The sequence below is a fragment of the Celeribacter ethanolicus genome (assembly GCF_002407265.1).
GTDB lineage: Bacteria > Pseudomonadota > Alphaproteobacteria > Rhodobacterales > Rhodobacteraceae > Celeribacter > Celeribacter ethanolicus.
In genome coordinates, this window is record NZ_CP022196.1 from 2,814,057 (window position 1) to 2,825,762 (window position 11,706).

9 protein-coding genes are annotated in these 11,706 nt (G+C 59.3%); all 9 read left to right on the forward strand.

What is annotated here, in order from left to right; genetic code table 11:
* The first annotated feature begins 52 nt into the window (after nt 1-52).
* On the forward strand, nt 53-1,126 hold the full coding sequence (locus CEW89_RS13820) for a zinc-dependent alcohol dehydrogenase family protein (protein WP_096806281.1): 1,074 nt from the start codon (nt 53-55) through the stop codon (nt 1,124-1,126).
* Between the two features lie 116 nt (nt 1,127-1,242).
* Nucleotides 1,243-2,217 carry a TRAP transporter substrate-binding protein DctP gene (gene dctP / locus CEW89_RS13825; RefSeq protein ID WP_096806282.1) on the forward strand — a complete coding sequence of 325 codons (975 nt, stop codon included), beginning with the start codon at nt 1,243-1,245 and terminating at the stop codon, nt 2,215-2,217.
* A 76-nt stretch (nt 2,218-2,293) separates the two neighbouring features.
* A complete protein-coding gene (locus CEW89_RS13830) occupies nt 2,294-2,818 on the forward strand; it encodes a TRAP transporter small permease (RefSeq protein ID WP_096806283.1) in 525 nt (174 codons plus the stop codon).
* Nucleotides 2,815-4,125 (forward strand): TRAP transporter large permease, encoded by a 1,311-nt coding sequence (locus CEW89_RS13835; RefSeq protein ID WP_096806284.1) that lies wholly within the window; start codon nt 2,815-2,817, stop codon nt 4,123-4,125. The genes CEW89_RS13830 and CEW89_RS13835 overlap by 4 nt, the downstream gene beginning before the upstream one ends.
* 90 nt (nt 4,126-4,215) lie before the next feature.
* The gene (locus CEW89_RS13840) at nt 4,216-5,694 is read left to right on the forward strand and encodes an aldehyde dehydrogenase (RefSeq protein WP_096807247.1); all 1,479 of its coding nucleotides are present in this window, start codon (nt 4,216-4,218) and stop codon (nt 5,692-5,694) included.
* A 173-nt stretch (nt 5,695-5,867) separates the two neighbouring features.
* Nucleotides 5,868-7,361, forward strand: a complete 1,494-nt coding sequence (locus tag CEW89_RS13845) for an aldehyde dehydrogenase family protein (protein WP_244906064.1) — start codon at nt 5,868-5,870, stop codon at nt 7,359-7,361.
* Nucleotides 7,362-7,561: 200 nt separating this feature from the next.
* Nucleotides 7,562-9,331 (forward strand): thiamine pyrophosphate-binding protein, encoded by a 1,770-nt coding sequence (locus tag CEW89_RS13850; protein WP_244906065.1) that lies wholly within the window; start codon nt 7,562-7,564, stop codon nt 9,329-9,331.
* 290 nt (nt 9,332-9,621) lie between these two features.
* Nucleotides 9,622-10,116: a MarR family winged helix-turn-helix transcriptional regulator gene (locus CEW89_RS13855; RefSeq protein ID WP_244906066.1), complete on the forward strand. Its 495-nt coding sequence runs from the start codon at nt 9,622-9,624 to the stop codon at nt 10,114-10,116.
* Nucleotides 10,117-10,618: 502 nt separating this feature from the next.
* Nucleotides 10,619-11,608: a TAXI family TRAP transporter solute-binding subunit gene (locus tag CEW89_RS13860; protein WP_096806286.1), complete on the forward strand. Its 990-nt coding sequence runs from the start codon at nt 10,619-10,621 to the stop codon at nt 11,606-11,608.
* The last annotated feature ends 98 nt before the right edge of the window (nt 11,609-11,706 follow it).

Genomic DNA, 11,706 nt, shown 5'->3' on the forward strand with positions numbered 1-11,706 from the left:
GAAAACATGTCCTGAAACCGAGAGTTCAGGATAGAGCATATGGGAGAATGTTATGCGTGGAGTGACCTTTCCGGGGGATCGCAAAGTGGCGATCATGGAATTCGACGATCCGACGCCGGGGCCGGGAGAAGTGGTCATCGAAGTCAAGGCATCGGGGCTGTGCGGAAGCGATCTGCATGGCTACCGGGCCCCTTCGGACGACCGGGCCTTTCGGGAGCTGGCGAAGGGAAAGCCCTATGAGACCATGCGCGACACCGGGCCGAAAATCGCCGGGCACGAGCCCTGTGGTATCGTCGTCGCGATCGGTCCCGGCGTCAGCGATCGTGTCGCCCGTATCGGCCAGAGGGTCATGATCCACCATTATTCCGGCTGTCATGTCTGCGATCAATGCCGGACGGGATGGCCGCAGATGTGCGAGGGCATGGTGCCCGATATCTACGGCTGGACTGCCCACGGGGCGCATGCGCAATACATGAAATGTGCGGCGCATACGCTGGTTACCCTGCCGGACGAGCTGTCCTTCGAGGCGGGGGCGGCGATTGCCTGCGGTTCGGGCACATCCTATGCGGCGCTGCGAAAAATTCAGCCCAATGCCAGTCATACGGTTGCGATCTTCGGTCAAGGACCGGTCGGCTTGTCGGGCACGCAATTCGCCGCCGCGCTGGGCGCGCGGGTTATTGCGCTGGATGTCAACAAGGAGCGTCTGGAAATGGCTCGACGGTTCGGGGCCGCCGAGACAATCAACCCGGCGGAGGTGGATGCAGTCGAGGCGATCAGGGAACTGACCCATGGACGGGGTGCGCATTTCTCGCTTGAAACCTCGGGCGCGCCGCAGGCCATCGAAGGGGCGACCAAGTGTCTGCGTCTTTGGGGCACGGCGGTTTTCGTCGGTCTTGGCAAGCCGCCCGTGGTCGATTTCGCTTCGGATGTCATCTTTCGGCAGATTTCCTTGCAGGGATCGTTCACCTTTTCGACGAATATCATGGAGGAATGTGCGATATTCTCGGTTGATCGCGGCGTCGAGGTGGACGCAATCTTTTCGGATCGCTGGACGCTCGATCAGGCCGGAGAAGCCTATGAATTGCTGGACAGGCAGGCCTCGGGAAAAGGTGTGATCGTCTTTTGACGGGGGATCGCGCAAACGCAGTGGGCGTTCAATTTCGGGAAGGGCGTAACGCCGCTGATCCGGGTCCGAAACGACCGGATACGGCGTCGTCCGTCATTAAAACAGGGAGGAAAAACATGAAAACCATTCTGAAAGGCCTTTGCATTTCGGCGGCGTTGATGCCGGTTGCGATGGGGGCCATGGCGCAGGATTTGAAAGTCCTGTCGAGCTGGGATCAGAGCTATGCCGCTGTCGGTGAGGTGCTGATGCCGTTCATGGAATATCTTGAGGAGGAAACCACGGCTGACGTGAAACTGAGCCGCTTCGGGCCGGAAACCATCCCGCCTTTCGAACAGTTCAACCCTGTGTCGCAAGGCTTGTTCGACCTGCTGTATACCAATGGCGGCTATCACTATAACGACATCGCGGTCGGCATGTCGCTGGATGCGCTCAGCGGGTCCGCGGAGGAACTTCACGCCTCCGGCATCTGGGATTTCGCGGATCGTCAGTATCAGGAAATGGGCCTGAAACTGATCGCCGTCTTTTATGACAGAAACGGGTTTCACATGGTTCTCAAAGAGCCGCTCGGCGATGACGCTCTGGCCGGTCGTCGTATTCGCGGCACCCCGCTTTATCATCCGGTGATCGAGGAACTCGGCGGCTCTCCTGCGGTGTTGCCGGCACAGGAAATCTATCCTGCGCTGGAACGCGGTGTGGTGGACGGTGCGGGGTGGCCCGCCGTCGGCGCCGTGAACTACCGCTGGTTCGAAGTGGCCGGGTACTTCGTGCGCCCGACCTTCGGGCAGGTGAGCCATATGCTGCTGATGAATCTCGAAACATGGAACGGGCTCGACGAAACGACACAATCCGAAATCGAGACGGCCGCGCGGCATTACGAAACGGTCAGCTCCGGGATTTTCGACGAGCTCGCAGCCAAGGAAGAGGCCACGCTTGTGGCCGAAGGCATGGAAGCCACGTATTTCCAGGAGGACATCGCCGCCAATCTCAAAAGCGCCTGGTTCGAGGGCGTTCTGGATTTGTCGGCGACCATCAACCCGGAGGCCATCGCCGAAATCCGGGACATGGCGGCGCAGGCGAATATCGGTGGCTGAACGCACAAACGATAAGGATCGTTCCCCTGCGGGGACGATCCAAAACCAGAAACAAGGGGTGGTTTCGGAGCTCACTATGAAGAATTTTTTGCGACGCGTTTTCAGGGCGCTTCTGTCCGGTCACGATGCCCTGGTCAGTGCCGGGTTCTGGCTGGGCTCTCTGGCGCTCATGTCCATCGTGGTGATTTTCGCCTATGAGGTCGTGATGCGGTATTTTTTCGACGCCCCGACGAAGTGGGCGAGCGATTTCGTGTCTTTCCTGCTTCTGATTTCCGTTTTCCTCGTCATCCCGCATGTGACACGCCTCGAAGGCAATGTCTCGGTTTCGATCCTGCTCGATCTTCTGGGGGAGCGCAGCTCCGAGGTTCTGCGGCGTCTGGGCTTTGCGGTCGGGGCGGCTGTCTGCCTCTGGGTCGGATATATCTTTTGGCAGGAAACACATCGCCTGTTCCTGCGGGGTACGGTCACGCTGACGACGGTTCCGGTGCCGAAATGGACGCTCTATGCCTTCATCCTGTTCGGGATGCTGAATTCCGGGGTGTATTTTTTGCGACAGGCGCTGGGTGACAGGTTTCATGGCGTGAAAGGGGCGGGCAAATGATCGAGGGAATTCCTGCCGTTCTCGCCGGTGTCGGCCTGTTGTTGCTTGCCATGTTCAGTGGCATGCCGGTGTTCGTGGCCTTTCTTGTGGTCAATCTCGGGGCGACCGTTCTTTTGCTGGGCCCCGCAGGGTTCGGGATGTTCTCGGGCAGTTTCTTTGAAACCGCAACGAGCTCCTCTCTGGTGACCATTCCGCTCTTTATCCTGATGGGGGAACTGCTCTTTCGCAGTAGGGCGGTCGAGGTTCTGTTCCAATCCATCGACACGCTGGTCGGGCGTGTCCGGGGGAGGCAATATATCCTGTCGATTGTGCTCGCCACCGTGTTTAGCACGCTGTCGGGCGCGGCCATGGGGGTTGCTGCGATGCTCGGACGGTCGCTGTTGCCCGGCATGATTTCACGGGGCTACGATGCGCGCCTGTCGATCGGGACCATCCTTGCCGGGGCCAGCCTCGCGCCGCTGATCCCGCCCAGTGTTCTTGTGATCATCATCGGCACCCTGTCCGGGGTTTCCATCGCAGGTCTTCTGATTGCGGGGATCGTTCCGGGTCTGATGTTTGCCTCGCTGTTTGCCGCCTATGTGTTCTTTCGGATCTGGCGCAACCCCGAACTGGCGCCGATGACGGAAGATGCGACCCGTCGGTCGAGTGCCAGAGAGGTTGTGTTGGCGCTGCTCAAACTTCTGCCGTTCAGCATCATCATCCTTCTGGTGATGGGGCTTATCCTTATGGGTGTCGCCACGCCCACCGAAGCGGGTGCCATGGGAGTTCTGGGGGCTTTGATCACGGCTGCGATTTACCGGAACCTGAGTGTGAGAATGGTGGCGGAATCCTTGGGGGCCTCCGCGCAGGTCTCCGCGATGATCCTCATCGTCATGGCAAGCTCCAAGCTGTTCAGTCAGCTTCTGGCCTTCTCGGGTGGGGCGACGGCTTTGACGGAATGGATCGTCGCTCTGGAAGTGTCGTCTTGGACCATGCTGATCCTGCTGATGGTGCTGCCCTTCGTTCTGTGCATGTTCGTCGATCAGATCGCGCTGATGCTCATCGTCATCCCGATCTACCTGCCGATCATCGAGACCTTCCACTACGACCCGATCTGGTTCTGGCTTCTGTTCCTCGTGAACATCACGGTCGGCGGTATGACCCCGCCCTTCGGATATACGCTGTTCGCCCTGAAAAGCGCGTGGTCGGAGGGCTCTCTCTCGACAGTCTTTCGCGCCGCCTGGCCGTTTGTTGCGCTGTTCGTCTTGGGCATGGTCCTACTGGCGTTGATGCCGGGCCTGACGACCTTTCTTCCCTCCCTGATTTGAGGGGCGGACATCCAACCACGACAACCGGGCCGACGAAGTGAAACGGGCCAGAAAAGACAAACGGGATGGAGTATGACAATGGAAAACAGCATGAAGAAATATCAGGTGTTCATCGGAAACGCATGGAAGGACAGCGCCTCGGGCGAGAGCTTTCAGAGCTATAATCCCTTTACCGGAGACCCCTGGGCCGAGATTCCGAAATGCGACGCGCGCGATGTCGATGAGGCTGTGGAGGCGGCGCATGACGCGCTCTATCATGGTGCCTGGGGAAAACTTTCGGCCACGGAACGGGGCGCCTTGTTGCGCAAACTCGGCGATCTCGTGGCACGGGACGCCGACAGTCTCACGGCTGTCGAGGTGCGCGACAACGGAAAGCTGCGGGCCGAGATTGAGGGGCAGGTGCGGGGAATCTCGCAATGGCTCTATTTCTATGGCGGCCTTGCGGACAAGATCAACGGCTCTGTCATTCCGATCAACAAGCCGAACACCTTTACCTACACCCTGCGCGAACCCGTGGGGGTCGTCGCGGCAATCGTGCCGTGGAATTCCCCGCTCATGCTGATGGTCTGGAAACTGGCACCGGCGCTGGCCGCCGGATGCACGATGGTGATCAAACCGTCGGAACACACCTCGGCCTCGGCCCTCGAATTCGCGGCACTGGTACGTGAGGCGGGCTTCCCCGAAGGTGTGGTCAATGTGGTGACGGGGTTCGGTCAGGATGTCGGTGACCGGCTGACGACCCATCCGAAAGTTGCCAAGGTTGCTTTCACCGGCGGGGAGACCGCCGGGCAGAAGATCATGGAAAATGCCGCCGCCACCTTCAAGCGGCTGACGCTGGAACTCGGGGGGAAATCCGCGCAGATCGTGTTCCCCGATGCCGATCTCGATGCCGCTGTTTCCGGTGGGATCGCCGGGATTTTCGCCGCGACGGGACAGACCTGTATCGCGGGCTCGCGTCTTCTGGTGCATGAGAGCATTTATGAGGCCTATCTCGACAAATTCGTCGCCTCTGCAAAAACGGCGCGAATGGGTGATCCCATGGAAATGGCGACGCAGGTCGGTCCCGTGACCACGCAGCCACAGCTCGACCGGATCGTGTCCTATATCGAGATCGCGAAATCCGAGGGCGCGCGCTGCGTTCTGGGCGGGGCGCCTGCCCAGAGGCCGGAATGCGGAAACGGCTGGTTCGTCGAGCCGACGGTCTTTGCGGATGTCCGCAACGATATGCGGATCGCGCAGGAGGAAGTCTTCGGGCCGGTGGTTTCTCTCATCTCCTTCAGGGACGACGAAGAGGCCTATGAGATCGCCAATGACACGGATTACGGGCTCGCGGCCGGTGTCTGGACCTCCAGCATCAAACGCGCGACCGTGGCTCCGAAACGGCTGCGGGCCGGCACGGTCTGGGTCAACACCTACCGGGCTGCCAGTTTCCTCATGCCGTTCGGCGGTGTGAAGGCGTCGGGGTTCGGGCGGGAAAACGGGATCGAGGCCATCGACCAGTATCTCGAAACCAAATCCGTCTGGCTGTCCTATGAGGCAGAGACGAAAAACCCCTTTGTGATGCAATAACATCGGTCCGATGAGAGGCCCGCGCAGGCCTTCGAAGACGAAGCCATAAAGCGTTGGCCGTCTTCGCAAAACGCACAAAAGAGAGCTTTGGCCGGGTGTTTTCGACAGGCCCGGTCGCTTGACAATTATTAGACATCTAAGTTAATTGTCGGAAAAATACGGGAGGAATAATCTTGTCGCACAGTTTGAACCCAGAGATCGCACAGGAGATCGCACAGGCGCTGCCGAAACATGCCGATCTGTATTTCGGCGGAGGCTGGCATGCGCCTGTCAACGGCACTTATGACGATACGATGAATCCGGCCAACGGGCAGTCGCTCGGGGCTGTGGCCACGGCGGGCAAGGCCGATGTCGATGCGGCAGTCGCCGCCGCACATCAGGGGTTTCTCGAATGGCGCGATGTGCTGCCGCTGGAGCGTAGCCGCATTCTCAAGGAAATTGCCGCGCTTCTGCGCAAACACGGCGACGAGCTGGCGATGATCGACGCGGCCAATTGTGGCAATCCCTATACGGAGATGCGTGGCGATGCGGCGATTGCGGCGGCGCAGATGGACTTCTTTGCCGGTCTCGTGACCGAGATGAAGGGCGACACCATCCCAATGGGGCCGGATCGGGTGAACATGACCCTGCGCCAACCCCTGGGGGTCGTGGCCCGCATCCTGGCCTTCAACCATCCGTTCATGTTTTGTGGGGGCAAAATGGCGGCCCCATTGGCGGCGGGCAATGCCGTCATCATCAAACCGCCGGTTCAGGCCCCTTTGTCGGCGCTGCGCCTGGCCGAGATCGTCGATGGGCTGATGCCGAAAGGTGTGTTCAGCGTGCTGCCCGGCGGCACCGAGGCCGGGGCCGCGCTGGCCGAGCATCCCGATGTCGCCAAGGTGACGCTGATCGGATCGGTGCCCGCAGGCCGCGCGGTGATGCGCAGCGCCAGTGCTACAGTCAAACCGGTTCTTCTTGAACTCGGGGGCAAGAACGCGCTCATCGCCTATGCCGACAGCCATCCCGAAAAGATCGCCGATGCGATTGTGGCGGGGATGAATTTCGGGTGGTGCGGACAGTCCTGCGGCTCGACCAGCCGGGCCTTCCTGCATGAGGATATTCACGATGAGGTGCTGTCCTTCCTGTCCGAGAAAATCGCGCGGTATCAGCCGGGGATTCCGACCGACCCGGACACCACGATGGGGGCCATCGTCAGCCGGGATCAGTTCGACCGGGTGATGGGCTATATTGAGTCCGCCAAAAGCGAAGGGGCACGGGCCGTCACAGGCGGATATGCCGTCACCGATGGTGCCTTGGCCAAGGGTTGTTTCGTCGCGCCGACGATTTTCGCGGATGTGACGCCGGAGATGCGTATCGCCCGCGAAGAGATTTTCGGGCCGGTTCTGGCAGTTCGGAAATGGAGCGACGAGGACGAGATGCTGCATGAGGTCAACGGGCTCGAACTGGGTCTGACCTGTGCCATCTGGACGCGCGATCTCGTCACGGCACACCGTGCGGCGGCGCGGGTCGAGGCGGGATTTGTCTGGATCAATGAGGTCGGTCGCCATTTTCTCGGCGCGCCCTTCGGAGGGGTCAAGCAATCCGGGATCGGCCGGGAAGAGGGGATCGGGGAGTTGATTTCCTTCACCCATGAAAAGAACGTCCATATCAACCTGTCCGGGCAATGAATCAGGGCAGTGAAATGAGATGCGACAAGACCCGCGCCTGTCTGGCCCGGGTCTGAGGCCATTCCATCCGCGCAGGCCTGAAAGAGGGCCTGACAGACTGCCGCATCGCGGGGTTATGTCTGATGGATCGAAAAAGCAATGGCGGGCAAACCGCACTGCGCGCCAGTTTTGCAAACGAAATGAAAGAAACGGAACGCACAATGAAAGACCGGAACACGACAGATGTCGAAATGCCTGTGACCTCTGAGGACACCGGGGTCTGGGGCAGCGATATCTTTGCCGAGATGCTGCGCGGACTTGGTGTCAAATATGTTGCACTGAACCCCGGATCGAGCTTTCGCGGGCTGCACGACAGTCTGGTGAACAAGCTCGGCAATCGCGATCCGCAGATGTTGTTGTGCCTGCACGAAGAACATGCGGTGGCGATCGCGCATGGCTATGCCAAGGTGACGGGAGAGCCGCTGGCCGTGATCTTGCACAGCAACGTGGGCCTGATGCACGGGAGCATGTCGATTTTCAACGCCTGGTGCGACCGCGTTCCGATGCTGGTCTATGGCGCGACGGGGCCGGTGGATGCAGCGCTGCGCCGGCCATGGATCGACTGGTTGCACACCTGCCGCGATCAGGGCGCGCTGATCCGCAATTATGTGAAATGGGACGATCAGCCCGGCTCGATGGAGGCGGCGCTCGAATCCATGCTGCGCGCCGATGTGATCGCACGGACGGAGCCGACCGGACCGACCTATGTCAGTTTCGATGTGTCGATTCAGGAAAAGAAACATGCCGAGGCCCCCGCCTTGCCTGATTTTTCCCGCTTTCGTCCGCCGCTCCCGGCGGCGCCTTCCGCCGAAGGGGTGGCGCAGGCGGCCGCGCTTTTGACACAGGCGAAAAGGCCGGTTGTTCTGGCCGGACGCGTCTCTCGCGATCCCGTGGACTGGGCGCGGCGCGTGGCGCTGGTCGAGGCGTTGGGGGCCGAGGTGCTGACCGATATTCGCATCGGTGCGTCCTTCCCGACCGATCACCCGCAGCATCGCGGCAAGCCGTCCTTTTTCATCGACGATGTTTCGGGCGAGGTTCTGCGTCAGGCGGATGTTATTCTGAGCCTCGATTGGCTCGATCTCGCCGGAACGCTGAAACTGGCTGGCAAGCTGGAGGCCAGGGTGATTCAGGCATCGCTCGATCACCAACTGCACAATGGCTGGGGTATGGAACATCAGGCGCTTCCGGCGCTGGACCTGCATCTCGCCTGTGCGCCGGATGTTGCCACCCATGCCCTCGCCGATGCGCTGGGGGTTGGGGGTGGGGACGCGCCAGCGGACCTGCCGGTCAAGCCTGCGTTCGATGCACCTGCGGAGGAAACGCCGCTCGACATCATGACGCTGGCGGGCGCGCTCGGTCAGGGGCTCGACGGCATCTGTGCCAGCATGGTGCGCTTGCCGCTCGGCTGGGCCGGAGAAAGCTGGCATTTCCGTCATCCGCTCGATTTTCTGGGCTATGACGGCGGCGGTGGCATCGGTTCGGGGCCGGGGATGCTGATCGGTGCGGCGCTGGCGCTCAAGGACAGCGACCGCCTGCCGGTTGCGGTGCTGGGCGATGGCGATTTCATGATGGCGGCCTCGGCCTTCTGGACGGCGGCGCATTACGGCACGCCCTTCCTGGCGGTGGTGTCCAACAACCAGTCGTTCTACAATGACGAGGTGCATCAGGAACGTGTCGCCGTGGAACGCAACCGTCCGGTCGAGAACAAGTGGATCGGCCAGCGGATCGGCGATCCCGATATCGACATCGCGGCCGTTGCGCGGGCGCAGGGCTGTGAGGGCATCGGGCCGGTGTCGACCGCGGGCGAGCTTGTAGAAGCGGTGCGCAAGGGCATCGAGATGGTCAAGGCGGGCAAAAGCGTCGTGATCGACGCTCATGTGCAGCCGGGCTACAACCCGAATATGGTCGCTGGCCTGACCCGGAGCGAGTGAGCGGTTCTCAAGACTGGCTTGCGGTCGGACGGTCGCAAGGGAGGTCTGGTTCGGATCCGGGCCAGCCTCCGCCAAATAAACCATCGGAAATATCGAGACGGAAAATCAGGGTGAGATCATTCCCGGATTAACGCCTTGATCCGTATGGCGCAGAAGCGATTGTACCTGTTTCCCCAGGGATACGGGTTCTGAAGCTGTGCCGATCTGCTGTGGCATTTGATACACTTGGCAAAGCCTGATAATTTTGCTTTGTATAGCGTATGACAGATCAATCCACATGCACCGAAGACTTGAACGACCTGCCGGAGGCGGATGAGCGTCTCGCCCGATTGGTGCGACTGGCGGCCCGCGGCTTTAACCGTTCTCTGCAAATGCGACTTGCGACGCAGAATGTAACATTCGGGCAGTGGATTTTCTTTCGTATCCTCTGGCAGGAGGACGGTCTGTCGCAGCGTGAGTTGAGTGATCGCGCACATCTGACAGAGCCGACAGCGCATAGCGCCCTGACGAAAATGGAAGAGTTGGGGTATATCGTTCGGCGCAACATCGAGGGAAACCGGCGTCGACAGCATGCGTTTTTGACGGAACGGGGCTGGCAGTTGCGGGGGCTGCTTGAACCGCTTGCAATCGAGGCAAACGAGGTTGCAGTGGAAGGGTTGACCAAGGATGAGCAGATTATCCTGAAACGTGGGCTCGCGAAAATGATCAGGAACCTCGAACAGGATGAGAAAGACGCTGTGCGTCGGGGGATTCGCGTTCCGCCGACCAAGGGAATGAGCGTCTGAACCGGGATCGACAAGCCTTCAGAGATCAACCTGCGACACGGTTTGATTTTCAGGCGCGCAACATTGCCATGTTGGGTGAAAGCTTCCGATCTTTCGGAATTTGTGACGCAGATTCTTGCGATATTTTCGACAATGGCCGAGGCCGAGTGCGTGTAGCGGTAATCACGATTTTTTTGATGTTACCTTTGGCGGGGGGCATGCACACGGGGGGAGAGGACTGTATCTTCTGGTATCGCTTCCCCTGCTTTTTACCTGAATGCCCTAAACTCTATGATCTTTCATCATTTTGATTTCATTAATTTAATATAGACGCGAATGATGGGGTCATGATTTTTCGGGCGCGAGCAAGAAAGCATTTTTCTGGCGGTCTGAAGCTATTTCCCGATTTCCTTGTGTAACTATTGACGGGCCATGTGGGCGTATCTATATCTAAGAAAATAGATATCTAAGACTGTGGAGGTGGCTTGGATATCGCGACTGCTAAAAATGAAAGGGAGGAAAAATGAAACGCAAATTGACCACTTTTTTCGCTGCGATCGGCATCTGTGCGATCGGGAGTTCTGCGGTTGCCGACAGCGTCAATGTGACGCTTTCGGGGGGCAATCCGTCCGGACTTTGGTCCTTGCTTGGGGCCGGTGTGGACCGTGCCGTCAAGGCCAGCGATCCTGATGGTGTTGTGACCTATCAGGCGACCGGCGGCGGCTTTGCCAATATCGGCCTGCTTGCTGCCGACAGAACGGATCTCGGTCTTGCGCACGATGCTGAGATCAAGCTGGCGTTGTCTGGTGAAGAGCCGTTCCGTGAACCGATCACCAATCTTCAGGCTATCGGTTACATGTACAACTGGGCGCCGATGCATTTCTTCCTGGAGAAATCCATCGCCGATGAATACGATATCGACAGCCTCGACGATCTTGCGAAAGCCGATGTGGGCATTCGTGTGGCCATGAACAACTCCGGCAATGTGACGGCCAACATGACCTCTTTCATGCTGGACGCTGCTGGCTTTGATGAAGAGACCATCAAAGGGAATGGCGGCACAGTCGTGCGCGGAGGATCTGCGCAACAGGTCGACCTGCTTGCCGATGGTCGTACGGATATGGTGATCAACGGGATTTTCGTTGGCCATTCGTCTTTTCTCAGCGTCGACAAGAACAACGAAGTCGTTCTGTTGACCGTTCCCCAGGATGTCATTGAAAAGACAAACGAAAAATTCGGCACCGGACCCTATACGATCCCTGCCGGAAGCTATACCCATCAGGCGGATGATGTACAGACCGTCGCACTCGGGGCCTTGCTGGTCACGTCTGACGCTTTGGACGAAGAGACGGGCTATGCGATTGCTCATAGCATTGTCGATAACATGGACCAGATCCGCTCCGTGCACAGCGCGATGCAGATGCTGACCCCGGAACTGCTGGTTTCGCAAGAGACTCTTCCGTTCCATCCGGGGGCGGAGCGCGCCTACAAGGAACTTGGGCTGATCGAATAAGATCAGCGTATAAACAGAGGTCGGCGCGCAGAGCATTGTGCGTCGACTTTTCCTGCTGAGGTTCAGGGATATCTGTGACTTTGATTGGGTCGATGTGA

Bases quoted from the DNA above. Each gene is read 5' to 3' on its own strand.
- CEW89_RS13820 (WP_096806281.1), top strand. From the start codon at position 53: ATGCGTGGAGTGACCTTTCCGGGGGATCGCAAAGTGGCGATCATGGAA.
- dctP (WP_096806282.1), top strand. From the start codon at position 1,243: ATGAAAACCATTCTGAAAGGCCTTTGCATTTCGGCGGCGTTGATGCCG.
- CEW89_RS13830 (WP_096806283.1), top strand. From the start codon at position 2,294: ATGAAGAATTTTTTGCGACGCGTTTTCAGGGCGCTTCTGTCCGGTCAC.
- CEW89_RS13835 (WP_096806284.1), top strand. From the start codon at position 2,815: ATGATCGAGGGAATTCCTGCCGTTCTCGCCGGTGTCGGCCTGTTGTTG.
- CEW89_RS13840 (WP_096807247.1), top strand. From the start codon at position 4,216: ATGAAGAAATATCAGGTGTTCATCGGAAACGCATGGAAGGACAGCGCC.
- CEW89_RS13850 (WP_244906065.1), top strand. From the start codon at position 7,562: ATGAAAGACCGGAACACGACAGATGTCGAAATGCCTGTGACCTCTGAG.
- CEW89_RS13860 (WP_096806286.1), top strand. From the start codon at position 10,619: ATGAAACGCAAATTGACCACTTTTTTCGCTGCGATCGGCATCTGTGCG.